General features: G+C 66.9%; 13 protein-coding genes. 7 read left to right on the top strand and 6 right to left on the bottom strand.

All coding sequences use genetic code 11. The features are described from left to right. Window positions 1-51: 51 nt before the first annotated feature. Genes GGR25_RS08460 through GGR25_RS08440 form a run of 5 tightly spaced genes read left to right on the top strand, consistent with a single transcriptional unit; the run spans window position 52 to window position 4,874 of the window. Window positions 52-936, top strand: a complete 885-nt coding sequence (locus tag GGR25_RS08460; protein WP_183398302.1) for an ABC transporter permease subunit — start codon at window positions 52-54, stop codon at window positions 934-936. After that, complete coding sequence (locus GGR25_RS08455) at window positions 933-1,829, top strand: carbohydrate ABC transporter permease (RefSeq protein ID WP_183398301.1); 897 nt, start codon at window positions 933-935, stop codon at window positions 1,827-1,829. Before GGR25_RS08460 ends, GGR25_RS08455 begins: the two co-directional genes overlap by 4 nt. A gap of 2 nt (window positions 1,830-1,831) precedes the next feature. Further along, window positions 1,832-2,920, top strand: coding sequence for an ABC transporter ATP-binding protein (locus tag GGR25_RS08450; protein ID WP_183398300.1), 1,089 nt, complete (start codon window positions 1,832-1,834; stop codon window positions 2,918-2,920). A 50-nt stretch (window positions 2,921-2,970) separates the two neighbouring features. After that, on the top strand, window positions 2,971-3,726 hold the full coding sequence (locus tag GGR25_RS08445; protein ID WP_183398299.1) for a sugar phosphate isomerase/epimerase family protein: 756 nt from the start codon (window positions 2,971-2,973) through the stop codon (window positions 3,724-3,726). 11 nt (window positions 3,727-3,737) lie between these two features. Continuing rightward, entirely contained in the window at window positions 3,738-4,874 is a 1,137-nt protein-coding gene (locus GGR25_RS08440; protein ID WP_183398298.1) for a Gfo/Idh/MocA family protein, read from the top strand. 63 nt (window positions 4,875-4,937) lie between these two features. Here GGR25_RS08440 and GGR25_RS08435 read toward each other — a convergent pair whose 3' ends face one another. The 6 genes from GGR25_RS08435 to GGR25_RS08410 all read right to left on the bottom strand — a co-directional run bounded on the left by GGR25_RS08435 (window position 4,938) and on the right by GGR25_RS08410 (window position 12,012). After that, window positions 4,938-5,405, bottom strand: a complete 468-nt coding sequence (locus tag GGR25_RS08435; RefSeq protein WP_183398297.1) for a periplasmic heavy metal sensor — start codon at window positions 5,403-5,405, stop codon at window positions 4,938-4,940. Further along, window positions 5,405-5,863: a hypothetical protein gene (locus GGR25_RS08430; RefSeq protein ID WP_183398296.1), complete on the bottom strand. Its 459-nt coding sequence runs from the start codon at window positions 5,861-5,863 to the stop codon at window positions 5,405-5,407. The genes GGR25_RS08435 and GGR25_RS08430 overlap by 1 nt, the downstream gene beginning before the upstream one ends. Then, the gene (locus GGR25_RS08425) at window positions 5,860-6,591 is read right to left on the bottom strand and encodes an RNA polymerase sigma factor (protein WP_183398295.1); all 732 of its coding nucleotides are present in this window, start codon (window positions 6,589-6,591) and stop codon (window positions 5,860-5,862) included. Before GGR25_RS08425 ends, GGR25_RS08430 begins: the two co-directional genes overlap by 4 nt. Before the next feature lie 8 nt (window positions 6,592-6,599). Further along, the gene (locus GGR25_RS08420) at window positions 6,600-9,860 is read right to left on the bottom strand and encodes an efflux RND transporter permease subunit (protein ID WP_183398294.1); all 3,261 of its coding nucleotides are present in this window, start codon (window positions 9,858-9,860) and stop codon (window positions 6,600-6,602) included. Between the two features lie 3 nt (window positions 9,861-9,863). Beyond that, a complete protein-coding gene (locus GGR25_RS08415; RefSeq protein WP_183398293.1) occupies window positions 9,864-11,021 on the bottom strand; it encodes an efflux RND transporter periplasmic adaptor subunit in 1,158 nt (385 codons plus the stop codon). A gap of 91 nt (window positions 11,022-11,112) precedes the next feature. Continuing rightward, window positions 11,113-12,012, bottom strand: coding sequence for an AraC family transcriptional regulator (locus GGR25_RS08410; protein ID WP_183398292.1), 900 nt, complete (start codon window positions 12,010-12,012; stop codon window positions 11,113-11,115). A gap of 211 nt (window positions 12,013-12,223) precedes the next feature. On the opposite strand from GGR25_RS08410, the gene GGR25_RS08405 reads away from it, so the two are divergent. Then, window positions 12,224-13,318: an ABC transporter ATP-binding protein gene (locus tag GGR25_RS08405; protein ID WP_183398291.1), complete on the top strand. Its 1,095-nt coding sequence runs from the start codon at window positions 12,224-12,226 to the stop codon at window positions 13,316-13,318. A gap of 220 nt (window positions 13,319-13,538) precedes the next feature. After that, complete coding sequence (gene rirA / locus GGR25_RS08400; protein ID WP_183398290.1) at window positions 13,539-14,024, top strand: iron-responsive transcriptional regulator RirA; 486 nt, start codon at window positions 13,539-13,541, stop codon at window positions 14,022-14,024. Window positions 14,025-14,080 lie beyond the last annotated feature (56 nt).

Genomic DNA, 14,080 nt, shown 5'->3' with positions numbered 1-14,080 from the left:
CGGCCGGGGCGCGCTCGCCGCCCCGGCTCCGTGCAACCGGAGTATGGCAGCGTGAATCCCCGATTGAAGCGGTTCTGGTCGGCGCAGCTCGCGCTCACCCCCGCCTGGCTGATCGTGATCTTCGCCTATATCGGCACGATCCTGTGGACGGTGCAGATCTCGTTCACCAGCTCCAAGGTGTTCCCGGTCTCGAACTATGTCGGCTTCGCCCAGTATAGCCGCCTGTTCGCATCCGACCGCTGGATGATCTCGGTCAACAATCTCTTCATCTTCGGCGGCCTGTTCATTGTCGGCTGCCTCGTGATCGGCTTCCTGCTCGCGGTCTTCCTCGACCAGCGCATCCGCGCGGAGAGCATGTTCCGCACGATCTTCCTCTATCCCTATGCGCTGTCCTTCATCGTCACCGGCCTCGTCTGGCAGTGGACGCTGAACCCGACGCTCGGCATCCAGCAGACCGTGCGCAACTGGGGCTTCGAGAGCTTCACCTTCGACTGGCTGACGCGGGGCGACCGCGCGATCTATGTCGTCGCGCTCGCCGGGATCTGGCAGAGCTCCGGCCTCGTCATGGCGATCCTGCTCGCGGGTCTGCGCGGGGTCGACGGCGAGCTCTGGAAGGCGGCCAAGGTCGACGGCATTCCAACCTGGCGCGTCTATCTCCATGTCGTGATCCCGATCCTGGCGCCGATGTTCGTCACCGCCACGGTCCTGCTCGCGACCGCCGTCGTGAAGGTCTATGACCTCGTCGTCGCGCTTACCAATGGCGGGCCGGGCATCTCGACCGAAGTGCCCGCCAAATTCGTGATCGAATACCTGTTCCAGCGCCAGAATCTCGGGCTCGCCACGGCCGCGTCCACGGTGATGATGATCACCGTGCTCTGCGTCCTCGCGCCCTGGCTCTACTGGCAGTACTTCCGCCAGCCGAGGAGCGCGCGATGACCAGCGTCGATCTCGCCGCGGGGCCGTCCGGGCCACGGCCGAAGCGCCTCACCGCCGGGCGTGTCGGGCTCTATGCCTTCCTCGTCATCGCGGCGCTGTTCTTCCTCATTCCGCTCTACGTGATGATCATCACGTCGCTGAAGCCGATGTCGGAGATCCGCCTCGGCAATCTGTTCGCGCTGCCGTCGGACCCGAGTTTCTATGCCTGGGCCAAGGCGTGGTCCTCGGCCTGCACCGGCCTCAATTGCGACGGCATCCATGTCGGCATGCTGAACTCGGTGAAGATCCTGATCCCGAGCGTGATCGTCTCGATCTCGGTCGGCGCGGTGACGGGTTATGCGCTGTCGTTTTGGCGGCCCAAGGGCTCGAACTTCCTGTTCGCGGTTCTGCTGCTCGGCGCGTTCATCCCCTACCAGGTGTTCCTCTATCCGCTGGTGCGGATGCTCTCGATCGTCTCGCTCTATAATTCGATCCCGGGCGTCGTCTTCGTGCACTCGATCTTCGGCCTACCGCTGATGACGCTGCTGTTCCGCAACTTCTACGCCGGCATCCCGATCGACCTGTTCAAGGCGGCGCGCGTCGATGGCGGCGGGTTCTGGGCGATCTTCCTGCGCCTGATGCTGCCGCTCTCGACGCCGATCATCGTCGTCGCCGCGATCCTGCAGATCACCGGCATCTGGAACGACTTCCTCTTCGGCCTGATCTTCGCCGGCCGCGAGAACTTCCCGATGACGGTGCAGCTCAACAACATCGTCAATTCGAGCTTCGGCGAGAAAGAATACAATGTGAACATGGCGGCGACGATCCTGACCGCGCTCGTTCCGCTCTTCGTCTATTTCGTGTCGGGCCGCTGGTTCGTCCGCGGCATCGCGTCCGGCGCAGTCAAGGGGTAGTGATGGCCAGCGTTTCCATTCGCAAGCTCGATATCGAGTTCGGCAGCATCAAGGTCATCCGCGAGCTCGATCTCGAAATCGCCGAAGGCGAGTTCATCGTCCTGCTCGGGCCGTCCGGCTGCGGCAAGTCGACCTTGCTCAACGCCGTCGCGGGCCTCCTCGACGTTGCCGGCGGCCAGATCTGGATCGGCGGCAAGAACGTCACCTGGGAGGAGCCGAAGGACCGCGGCATCGGCATGGTGTTCCAGTCCTATGCGCTCTATCCGCGCATGACAGTCCGCGGGAACCTCACCTTCGGCCTGAAGATGGCGCGCACGCCCAAGGCCGATATCGAGGCGCGCGTCGCCAAGGCGGCCAAGATCCTGCAGATCGAGCCGCTGCTCGAACGCCGTCCGTCGGAGCTTTCCGGCGGCCAGCGCCAGCGCGTCGCGATCGGCCGCGCCCTGGTGCGCGATGTCGACGTGTTCCTGTTCGACGAGCCGCTGTCCAATCTCGATGCGAAACTCCGCACCGAGCTCCGCGTCGAGATCAAGCGGCTGCATCACGAGCTCGGCTCGACGATGATCTATGTCACGCACGACCAGATCGAGGCGCTGACGCTGGCCGACCGCATCGCCGTGATGAATGGCGGCATCATCCAGCAGCTCGCCTCGCCGAAGGAAATCTATCGCCGCCCGATCAACCGCTTCGTCGCGGGCTTCGTCGGCTCGCCGGCGATGAACTTCGTCGACGGCACGCTGAGCTTTTCGGGCGGCAGCCCCGCCTTCGTCCTGCCGGACGGAGCGCGGATCGACCTTTCCGGCTACGCCTTCCTGGGACAGGTCGAGGAAGGCCGCAAGGCGACGCTCGGCATCCGGCCCGAGCAGGTGGACCCCTTCGAGCGCGGCGATCACACATCGCAGTTGCCGGTCAATCTCACCATGCTGGAGCCGATGGGCGCCGACAGCCTCGTCTGGGGACGGGTCGGCAGCTCGTCCTTCTCGATCCGCATCGACGGCGACCAGCACATCGATACGCCGGCCAGGATCGACGCCTTCTTCTCGCCCGATCACGCCTCGATCTTCGACGCAGCGAGCGGCAACCGCCTCTGAACTTCCTCTACGCCCGTCCGCCGGACGGGCCGACCTGAAGAGACACCCCCATGGTCAATCATACGATTTCGTTCCAGCTCTATTCCGCGCGCAATTTCCCGCCGCTCGAGACCGTGCTCGAGGGCCTCGCCACCATCGGCTATGACGCGGTCGAGCCCTATTACCCGCTCTATGGCGACGATCCGGCCGGCTACCGCGCCAAGGTCGACGCGGTCGGCCTGAAGACGCCGACCTTCCATGCCCCGCTCACCGGCGTCACCGGCGAGACGAGCCGCTTCATCGATATCGCCGGCACGATCGGCGCTGAGACCATCGTCGTGCCCTATCTCGTCGCGGAGGAGCGTCCGACGACGATCGACGGCTGGAAGGAGCTTCACGCGCGCCTCGCTACAGCGGCCGCCACCGCCAAGGCGGCCGGCTTCGGCCTCGCCTGGCACAATCATGATTTCGAGTATTTCAAGCTCGTCGGCGGTACGCGGCCGATCGACTATCTGCTCGGCGGCGACGTCAAGGCGGAGCTCGATATCGGCTGGGTCGTGCGCGCCGGCGAGAACCCCGCGAACGAAATCGACCGTCTCGCCACGCAGACCATCGCCTATCACATCAAGGACCTCGCCCCGGCCGGCACCACGGTCGAGGATGGCTGGGCCGATGTCGGCCACGGCATCGTCGACTGGAAGGCCCTGAAGACGCATATCGACGACGCCGTCGACGCCAAGGTTCTCGTCGCCGAGCATGACAATCCTGCCGACTGGAAGCGCTTCGCGACGCGCTCCTTCGCCTCCATCAAGTCGCTGCTGGCCTGAGGCCCTTTTTCATGTCCACGATCCACCAGATCGGCATCATCGGTGCCGGCAATATTTCCGAAGCCTATCTGAAGCTCGCGCCGCTATTCCCGGGCACGAAGATCGTCGCGGTCGCCGATATCGCGCCGGCGGCCGCCAAGGCGCGCGCCGACCAGTTCGGCATCACCGCGCTCTCCGTCGACGAGATGCTCAAGAATTCCGAGATCGACACGGTCATCAACCTGACGATCCCGGCGGCCCATTACGAGATCAGCCATGCGATCCTCTCGGCCGGCAAGCACGCCTATTCGGAGAAGCCCTTCGCGCTGTCGCTCGATGACGCGAAGAAGCTGGTCGCCGAGGCCGACGCGCGCGGGCTGAAGCTCGGCAGCGCGCCCGACACCTTCCTCGGCGGCGGCGGCCAGACGGCACGCCGGCTCATCGACGAGGGCAAGGTCGGCCGCATCATCGCCGGCTCCATGTATTTCATGGGGCACGGCATGGAGGCCTGGCACCCCAATCCGACCTTCTTCTTCCAGCCGGGCGGCGGCCCGGTGCTGGATATGGGCCCCTACTACACCTCGGCGCTGATCAACCTGATCGGACCGGCGAAATCCGTCACCGCCATCGCCTCCAAGGGCTTCGACGAGCGCTTCGTCACGGCCGAAGGCCCGATGAAGGGCAAGTCGGTGCCGGTGCTGGTCCCGACGACGATCAATGCGATCATCGAATTCGTCTCGGGCGCGCAGATCACCTTCGGCACGAGCTGGGACGTGTGGAAGCATGGCCACGCCAACCCGATCGAGCTCTATGGCTCGGCGGGCACGATGCTGGTGCCGGATCCCAATTTCTTCGGCGGCACGGTCAGCTATTCGAAGGATGGCGGCGACTATGTCGAGGTCGACGCAGCGGATGCGCCGTTCGGGCGGGCCAACTGGACCGGCGAGCGCGCCAATTACCGCATGCTCGGCGTCGCCGACCTGCTCGACGCCGCCGAACAGGGGCGCGAGCCGCGCTGCTCCGGCCGCGTGGCGCTGCACGCGCTCGATATCATGGTCTCGATCCTCGAGGCCGCCGCGACGCGCAAGGTCGTCGATCTCTCGACGACGACGGAACGCCCGGCGCCGCTGACCGCGATCGACGCCGAACGGCTGATCGCCGCGCGCTGACGGCGCGGCACTATCCTGAAATGAGGAAACGGGGCCCGAGCGGCCCCGTTTTCATGTCACGCCCTAATTGCCGGCGTTCGCGCCGGGCGTCGCGAGCGGCGTGCGCTCGGCCTGCGGCAGCGCGAGCACCGCATCGAAGGTCTTCGACTGGATCTGCTCCTGCATCGCACCGACCTCGATGCGGATCTCGCGCAGATTGGCGTCGATCGCCGCGCGATCGGGCTGGGGCGCCGCGACCAGCGCGCCAAGCTCGGCGCGGAGCTTCCTGAGCCGCTCAACGCGGGCGAGGATGTCGGGACGCAGCGGCGCCAGCGACGCCTCGATCTGGCCGAGCGCTTCCGGCGACAGGCGATCCTTGAACCAGCGCAATTCCATCCGCGTCGCGCGCGCGCCCGGCTCGTCGCCGACATGGCGGAAGCGCAGGAATTCCATCACCAGCGCGCCGCCGAAGAAGGCGTTCACCGCGAGCGATGCGACGAGGGCGAGCACCAGCCAGCTGCGGCCTCGCTTGCCGTCTTTTCCGAGCGCCATCAGAAGCCCATTTCGGACGGACCGAACACCAGCGGATCGAGCTGAACGACGGTGACGGAGCCATCGGCGGGGCCACCGCGGATCCATTCCGACGCGCCGCCGAGCACACCCGCGACGACGAGCACGGCCGCCACGGCTGCGTAGCGCGAATAATGCCGCGACTTGCGGGGTTCGATGCGCGACAGCACGCCATCGGCGATGCGCGCCACCGAGCCCTTCGCCGCGATCCGCTCGTCCAGCGCGTCCGCCGCCGCCTTCAACTGGCGGTCCGCGGCCAGCGCGCCGTCGCGATAGGCGCGAAAGCCACGGTCGGACAGGAGCGCTTCGCGCGCATGGCGCAGCTGCGCAATGTCGGGCCACTTGGAGAGATCGGGGCCCCAGAGGTCGATCGCATCGCGCAGCCCGATCGGTCCGGCGCGCAGTTCAGGCGAGATGTCGGAATTCCGGTTGTTCGTCATGGTCTTTTCCAATCCTCCCCATCCGCGTCTCCATTGGCCGACAGGAGCGTTCGGAGCCTCCTGCGGGCGCGGGCGAGAAGCGATTCATAGGCATGCTCGCCGATCCCCAGGATGGCGGCGGCCTCGGCCTGGCCGAGTTCCTGGAAATGGGCGAGCACGATCACCGCGCGCTGCCGGTCGGAGAGCTGGTCGAGTGCCTCGTGCACGAGGCGCACATCGTCGATCCGATCGAGATTGCGATCGGGCGGCGCTGTCTCGTCCTCGATCAGATCGTCGTAATCGTCGATATCGACATGCGGTCGGCGGCGGCGCAGGCGGTCGATCGCAAGGCGGTAGGCGACACGATGGAGATAGGTGCCGATGCGGGCCCGCGGCTCCCAGGTCGGCGCCTGGCGCCAGAGCCGCAGCAGCGATTCCTGGACGATCTCCTCCGCCTCGGCGAGATCCGCCAGGATGGCCGTGACGAAGCGCGTCAGGCGCGGCGCCTCGGTATCGATGAGCCGGGCAAAGACGTCCCGCTCTCCGGCCGCAATCGCCTGCATCAGGGCGTGGTCGGCGCGCAGCGCGGCGTCTCTTCCGAAATCGTCCTTGTGCGGCAAGGGCTCGACCCGACCTCTCTCGTCCTTCACGGGAAGCGCCGCACCGTCATGGCCGGCGACGCGACGATAGCGCATCGCGCCGGTATCGGCAGCCACCTTCGAGCCATCGGTTTCGCGAAGCACCATCATCGCGCCCCCTATTCCGCCGCGATCGGCAGCGGCTGCTGCTTCTGCGGCGGTTCCCCGGCCGGAGCCGCGTCGCGCCGGGCGAGCGTCGCGACTTCGGCAAGTTCCTGAGCGAGGCGCTGCTCCTCGGCGGCGCGCGGCTTCGAGAAGCCGGCGAGCAGGAGGAACGAGACCGGCGTCAGAAAGAGCGTCGCCAGCGCCGAGAAGCCGAGGCCGCCGACCATGATCCAGCCGAGCGCAGCGCGCGCCTCGGATCCGGCGCCGCCGATCAGGATCAGCGGCAGGCCGCCGAGCACCGTCGCGATCATCGTCATCAGCACCGGGCGCAGGCGGATGCGGCAGGCATCGCGGATCGCATCGCGCACCGAGAGGCCCTCGTCACGGAGCTGGTTGGCGAATTCGACGATGAGGATGCCGTTCTTCGCCATCAGCCCGACCAGCATGACGAGGCCGATCTGCGTGTAGATGTTCAGCGAGCCACCGGAGAGCAGGATCGCATAGATGCCCGACGCCACGCCGAAGGGCACGGTCGTGAACAGGATCGCGGCCGAGACGAAGCTTTCGAACTGCGCCGCCAGCACGAGCAGGATGATGATGACGGCGAAGCCGAAGGTGACGAGCACGCCGCTCGACGTCTCGTTCAGCGTCGCCGCCTCGCCGGTATAGACGATGCCGAGCCCGGCCGGCAGGCGCTCCGCCGCGACGCGATCGAGGATGCCGATCGCGGAGCCGAGATCGACGCCGGGAGCGAGCGTCGCCGTGATCGGCACCGCACGGCGCTGCGACTGGCGCGCCAGCGTCGGCGAGGTCGAGCCTTCCGAGACCGTGACCACGGCCGACAGCGGCACCATCACGCCGCCGGCGGTGCGGACCTGGACATTCTCGAGGTCGTTCGGCGTCACGATCATGCCGTCCGGCGCGCGGGCGCGGATGTTGATCTTGTCGTCGCCGATATAGAAATCGCCCATGTCGGCGCCGGCAAGCAGCGTCGAGACGATCGTGCCGATATCGGCGACGGAGACGCCGAGATCGGCCGCGCGGTCGCGGTCGATGTTCACCGAGAGCTGCGGCTGGTTGAGGTCGTAATTGAGCTGGACGCTGGAGAAGGCCGGATCGGCGGACAGCGTGCCGATGAGATCCGTCGCGGCCTTGGCGATGGTGTCGTAATCCGTGCCGGTGACGGCGAAGGTCAGGCCCTGGCCGCCGCCGCGAATGCCAAGGCTGTTCGGCTGGCGGAGGCTGACGACGGCGCCCGGAATGGCGCGGACCTTGGCGGCGAGTTCAGCCGAGATCGCCTGCTGGCTGCGTGCGCGTTCGCCCCAGGGCGCCAGCGTCACGAACATGAAGCCGGAATTGGCGCTGCCGAAATTGCCCGACACCGAGAAGACGTTGGTCGCCTCGCCGGACTTGAGCAGCGGCTGCACGGCCTGCGTGACGAGCGCCATCTGGCCTTGCGTATAGTCGACCGTCGAGCCCTGCGGCGTGGACAGCGAGATGATCACCGCGCCGCGATCTTCCTGCGGCGTCAATTGCTGCGGCAGCAGTTCATAGGCCAGCACCGCGCCGCCGGCGAAAAGGAGGCTCGCCACGATGACGACAGCAGGCGCCGCCAGCGCCGCGTCGAGCAGCTTCTCATAGAGCCGCTGGCCGCCGCTGCCGACCGCATTGATGGCGCGGAAGAAAATGTTGGACTTCCCCTCGCCCGATTCCGCCTCGATGTCGCGCGCGGTCAGGAAGCGCGAGGCCATCATTGGCACCAGCGTCAACGCCACGAAGGCCGAAAGCGCCACCGAGAAGGCGAGCACGAAGCCGAATTCGGAGAACAGCCGGCCGGCGGTGCCCTTGAAGAAGGAGATCGGGATGAAGACCGCGGCGAGCGTCGCCGTCGTCGAGAGCACGGCGAAGAACACCTGCCGCGCGCCGAGCACGGCGGCGGCGCGCTGGCCCATGCCCTCATGCCGGCGGCGGGCGATGTTTTCGAGCACCACGATCGCGTCGTCGACGACGAGGCCGGTCGCCAGCACCAGCGCCAGCAGCGTCAGTATGTTGAGCGAGAAGCCCATCAGATACATCGCCGCGATCGTGCCGAGGAGCGAGACCGGCACGGTGACGGCGGGGATCAGCGTCGCGCGGAAGGAGCGCAGGAACAGATAGATGATCGCGATCACGATGAGGATCGCCAGCACAAGGCTGCGCTCGACCTCCTCGAAGGAGCCGGCGATGAAGTTCGCATCATCAGATGTGACGCGGATCGACACGTCCTTGGGCAGGTTCGCCTCGAGTTCCGTGACCGCGGCGCGCACGGCTTCCGAGATCGCCAGCGTGTTCGAGCTCGCCTGGCGGACGATGGCGAGGCCGACGCCGGTGCGCCCGTTGACCTGCAGCTGCGAGGATTTCGCCGCCGGCCCGAACACGACATCGGCGACGTCGCCGACGCGGGTGTCGCCCTTGATGCGGATCGCCTTGACGTCGTCGGCGCCCTTCACGCTCGCATCGGCACGCACGAACATGTTGCGGTTCGCGTCGTTCAGATTGCCGGCCGGCACGTCGAGCGCGACGGTGGCGAGCGCCGTCTTCAGATCCGCGACCGTCAGGCCATAGGCGGCGAGGCGCATCGGATCGATATAGATCGAGATCATCGGCGCGCGGTCGCCATTGACCTGCACATCGGCGACGCCGGGGACCGATTTGAGGCGATCGACGATCACGTCGTTCACGATCTGCGTCAGGTCCTCGATCTTCTGCGACGAGGACGTGACCGCGAGGCGCATGATCGCGTCGCCATTGGTGTCGGCCTTGGCGATGGTGGGCGGATCGGCATCCTCGGGCAGGTTGCGCTGGGCGTTGCCGACCGCATCGCGCAGATCATTCGCCGCGACGTTGATGTCGGTCGAATCGGAGAACTGGACGGTGACGCGGCTGCGCCCGCTGGTCGATTGCGACTGGATGTCGGTCCAGCCCGAGACGCCGGCCGCGGCATTCTCGATGATGGAGGTGACTTCCTTGTCCATCGTGTCCGGCGAGGCGCCGGTATAGGTCGTGGTGATCGTCACGACCGGCTGGTCGATATTGGGAAGCTCGCGCACCTCGACGGCGGAGAACGCCGCGAGGCCCGCCACGACGATGAGCAGGTTCGCCACGATCGCAAGCACCGGCCGCTTGACCGAAAGCGCCGAGATGCCGGACAGCTCCGCGGCGTTGCGCGGCACCGGATCGTGTTCGAGATGGTGGACGTCCTGTCCGGCGTTCTTCGGAGGCTCGGCGGCGCTCATGCGTCAGCCTCCCTTCGCGGCGGCGGCATCAGCCGCCGGCTGGGCGTTGAGCTCGGCGATCCGAGCGCCGTCGCGGAGGCGCTGCAACCCTTCGACGACGACCTTGTCACCCCGCTTCAGATCAGCGCTCGCCACCAGCACGCGCCCGCTCTGCCGCTCCAGCACCTCGATCGCGGCGCGCTTCACGCCGTCGCCGTCCACGCGCCAGACATAGGAGCCGTTTCGGTCCCACTGGATGGCGAGCGCGGAGACGGCGAGCTGCTCCTGGCCGGGAAAGGGCAGCGTCACCTTGATCGACATGCCCGGCCGAACGCCGGCGGCCGTTGCGCTCGCCGCGTCCAGCGTCGCCTCGACCTTGAGCGTGCGCGCGGCCTGATCGACGCGGGAATCGATGGCGGAGACCGCGCCGCTGATGGCGGCGTCGGGACGGCTGTCGGCCGTCGCCGTGATCGCCTGGCCGATCGCGATCCGCGCGGCATAGCGCTCCGGCACGAGGAAGGACACTTTGAGCGTCGTCAGATCATCGACCGTCGCGACCACGGTCGACGGCGTCACGAGGTCGCCCTCAGAAATATCGCTGATGCCGACGACACCCGCGAAGGGGGCGTTGATCGTGCGGCGGTCGAGCGCGATCTGCGCGCCAAGTACGGCGATCTCGGCCTTACGCTCGGCCGACTGGGCGTCCTGCAGCGCCGTCTGGGTGATGTTGTTGGTCGACGCCAGTTTCTGCGAGCGCTCCAGCGCCTTCTTCGCGTCGGCGAGCGCCACGTCGGCGAGATCGAGCGCCACCTTCTGGTCGGAATCGTCGAGGCGCACTAGCGGCTGATCCTTGGCGACCTGGTCGCCCGCCTTGAACAGCAGTTCGGTGACGATCGCCGTCACCTGCGGATAGACATTCACGGAGCGCGGGGCGAGCACGGTTCCGACGGCGCGCACGGACTCCGACGACACGTCGCTCGCCACCACATCGGTCACCACCGGCGTCGGTCCGAAGCCGCCCTGCCCCCGCTGCCCGCCGCCACCGCCAGCCGCGCCGGGCGCCGCAGCCGTCACAGCGCCCTCGCCGCCGAACAGGCTCGCGCGATGCTCGAAGACGTACCAGCCCGCGCCTGCGAGCAGGATGACGAGAAGCGAAAGGAAGAGCTGCTTGCCGACTGACATGAAGTGTCCCGGTTGATGCACGACAGCCTTGTAACGTCCCCGCGCGGCGTTTCCGTCGCGCCGGGGCGAAATCTCCGACTGCCGTCACCCCTCAGGCGCCGGGCGCCGTCGCTTCCCGGGTCTGCTCGAAATTGCGCCGCATGTCGCGCGGCGTGCAGCCATAGCGCTCCTTGAACGCCTCGTAGAAACGGCTGAGCGAACCGAAGCCGGCCTCGAAGGCGATCTCCGCAATGTCGCGGTCGCTGGCAAGCAGGCGGCCATGGGCGAGCATCAGCCGCTGGCGCGTCACATATTCGTTGATCGTCATACCGAGCGTCTTGCGGAACAGCGTCATGGCATAGTTCGGATGCAGGCCGACCGAGCCGGCGATATCGGCGACGGTGATCGGCTCGATCGCGTGCTCGGCGATGAAGCGGGCCATGCGATGCGCGCGGTCGCGCTGGTGCTCGCCGGAGCGGGGATAGCGCTCCAGCGCCCGGCGCTCCTCCTCGTCCGAGGTCAGGTCGCGCCAGCCATCGACGACGATGCGGCGAAGGCGCAGCGCGAGTTCGTCGCGCACGATCCCGTGCACCGCCTCGTTCCCCGAGGCCATGTCGGCATGCCAGCTCTTGAACATCGGCTCGTCGAAGGCGCGCAGATGATTCGTGACCAGCACGCCGCCCTGCAGGATCGGCGTCTTCAGCGGCTCGCAGCCCGGCATGGCGAGGAACATCTCCACCGGCAGGTCGATGCAGATGAAATAGGTCGGCTCGGCCACCTCGATGACACGGTGCGGGATCGCGGCCCAGAACAGCGCCAGATCGCCCTTGGCGAGCGTCACGGTCCGCCCGTTGAAGAGGTAGGTCATCGCGCCGTCGATCAGGAGATTCAGCTCGACATGGCTGTGCACATGCGCCGAGCGCATGAGGCGGACCTTCCAGACGTCGCCGACATTGAAATCGCTGCCCGCGGGCGTCGGATGGTCCGGATCGACCAGGAACTCGGCGCTCATCGTCCACTCCTCCAGGGGGCCGACCATAACGCAGCCGCACCCCGGCTCCTACCGATCCGGCCGGCGATCCGCGGCCGTGGCGCGGATTGTGGCAAGCCTCAAATCAGGACTTTACTCCGGCAGCGGGATCGTGGACGGTATCGCCCCGATGGGTTCCGTTTTGACCGGCGCGCGCAAGCGCAGTCGGGGATTGCTTGTTGGAGGCAAATATATGGCGAGTCTGACGCTTCGCGACATTCAGAAGTCGTTCGGCGAAGTGCCGATCATCCGCGGCGTCGATCTTGATGTGAAGGACGGCGAGTTCTGTGTGTTTGTCGGCCCGTCGGGCTGCGGCAAGTCCACGCTGCTGCGTCTCATCGCCGGCCTCGAAGGGACGACCGAAGGCACCGTGAAGATCGGCGAGCGCGACGTGACCCGTCTCGCCCCGGCAGAGCGCGGTGTCTCGATGGTGTTCCAGTCCTACGCGCTCTACCCGCACATGACCGTCGCCGAGAATATCGGCTTCGGCATGAAGATGGCGAAGATGCCGAAGACCGAGATCGCGGCGCGCACCGAGAAGGCCGCCAAGCTGCTGCATCTCACCGAACTGCTGAACCGTCGTCCGGCCCAGCTCTCGGGCGGCCAGCGCCAGCGCGTCGCCATCGGCCGCGCCATCGTGCGCGAGCCCGACGTGTTCCTGTTCGACGAGCCGCTCTCGAACCTCGACGCCGCGCTGCGCGTGCAGATGCGCATCGAGATCTCGAAGCTGCACAACGACCTCAAGGCGACGATGATCTACGTCACGCACGATCAGGTCGAGGCCATGACCATGGCCGACAAGATCGTCGTGCTGTCGGCCGGCCGCATCGAGCAGGTCGGCTCGCCGCTCGAGCTCTACCACCGGCCGAACAATCTCTTCGTGGCGACCTTCATCGGCAGCCCGAAGATGAACCTGTTCAACGTCAATGTGAGCGAAGTTACCGGCGGCTCGGCCATCGTGGCCCTGCCCGGCGGCTCGACCATCGCCGTGCCGACCCGCGGCGCGACGATCACCCCGGGCCCGATCACGCTCGGCGTGCGCCCGGAGCACCTGACGATCGCCCCGACCGAGACCGGCGGCATCCCCGGCACCGTGTCGCTCTCCGAGCATCTCGGCGGCGAGACGATGATCTATGTCGACGTCGCCGGCAGCGACACGACGATCGTCAAGGCCGACGGCCTCGCGCCGCAGCGCGCCGGCGACAAGGTCCGCATCATCGTGGCGCCGGAGACGGTCCACCTGTTCGACAAGAGCGGCAAGGCTCTGGTCAACGGCTCGCTGATCTGACGCAGGCAGCGTCCCTCTCGAAAGGCCCGGGAAGCACCGCTTCCCGGGCCTTTTTCATTTCCGGCCCTCCCACGGGAGCCCGCCCTGCGCCTTGCCCGGCGGCACCGCGACCGTTGAAAGCGGCAAAAGAAGACTTTAAAGAGAAGGATTAACGGCCGGCGCCTGCGCGCGCCCGCCCGGTTGCGTTTTCGCCGGCCGCGAATGAAGCGAGGGATGCCATATGCGCTTGACCCAGCAGACCAGTTATTCGATCCGCGTGCTCCTCTATTGCCAGGCCAACAAGGGGGGCACGAGCCGCATCCGCGACATCGCCGCGACCTACGGAATCTCCGAGCTGCATCTCTTCAAGATCATGCATGTGCTCGTCGAGGCCGGGTTCATCGAGACGATCCGCGGCCGGAACGGCGGCATCCGCCTGGCGAAGCCGGCTGACGAGATCACGGTCGGCGCGGTGGTGCGCGCGACGGAGAGCAATTTCTTCCTGACGGACTGCTTCGACACGACCAATCGCGACTGCCCGCTGGTCGATTCCTGCGGCGTGAACCGCGTCCTCGCCGAGGCGCTCAAGGCCTTTTTCGCGGTGCTCGACAGCTACACGATCGCGGACGTCTCCTCCGACCGCAACCAGCTGCGCGGCCTGCTGGAGATCGGCGGCGGCGAGGGGCTGCACCCCATGCTCGCGGCCTCGATGACGCCGAACGCCTGACCGGTTCGACGATTATATATTGACTTTCATACTCATGTTTTCCTAGTTGCTGGGGC

It is taken from the genome of Kaistia hirudinis (genome assembly GCF_014196455.1).
GTDB lineage: Bacteria > Pseudomonadota > Alphaproteobacteria > Rhizobiales > Kaistiaceae > Kaistia > Kaistia hirudinis.
This window is presented reverse-complemented; position numbering and strand designations above follow the sequence as displayed.

Excerpts from the sequence above, each read along its gene's own strand:
- GGR25_RS08455 (WP_183398301.1), top strand. The coding sequence starts at position 933 with ATGACCAGCGTCGATCTCGCCGCGGGGCCGTCCGGGCCACGGCCGAAG.
- GGR25_RS08450 (WP_183398300.1), top strand. The coding sequence starts at position 1,832 with ATGGCCAGCGTTTCCATTCGCAAGCTCGATATCGAGTTCGGCAGCATC.
- GGR25_RS08445 (WP_183398299.1), top strand. The coding sequence starts at position 2,971 with ATGGTCAATCATACGATTTCGTTCCAGCTCTATTCCGCGCGCAATTTC.
- GGR25_RS08440 (WP_183398298.1), top strand. The coding sequence starts at position 3,738 with ATGTCCACGATCCACCAGATCGGCATCATCGGTGCCGGCAATATTTCC.
- GGR25_RS08435 (WP_183398297.1), bottom strand. The coding sequence starts at position 5,405 with ATGGCGCTCGGAAAAGACGGCAAGCGAGGCCGCAGCTGGCTGGTGCTC.
- GGR25_RS08430 (WP_183398296.1), bottom strand. The coding sequence starts at position 5,863 with ATGACGAACAACCGGAATTCCGACATCTCGCCTGAACTGCGCGCCGGA.
- GGR25_RS08425 (WP_183398295.1), bottom strand. The coding sequence starts at position 6,591 with ATGATGGTGCTTCGCGAAACCGATGGCTCGAAGGTGGCTGCCGATACC.
- GGR25_RS08420 (WP_183398294.1), bottom strand. The coding sequence starts at position 9,860 with ATGAGCGCCGCCGAGCCTCCGAAGAACGCCGGACAGGACGTCCACCAT.
- GGR25_RS08415 (WP_183398293.1), bottom strand. The coding sequence starts at position 11,021 with ATGTCAGTCGGCAAGCAGCTCTTCCTTTCGCTTCTCGTCATCCTGCTC.
- GGR25_RS08410 (WP_183398292.1), bottom strand. The coding sequence starts at position 12,012 with ATGAGCGCCGAGTTCCTGGTCGATCCGGACCATCCGACGCCCGCGGGC.
- GGR25_RS08405 (WP_183398291.1), top strand. The coding sequence starts at position 12,224 with ATGGCGAGTCTGACGCTTCGCGACATTCAGAAGTCGTTCGGCGAAGTG.
- rirA (WP_183398290.1), top strand. The coding sequence starts at position 13,539 with ATGCGCTTGACCCAGCAGACCAGTTATTCGATCCGCGTGCTCCTCTAT.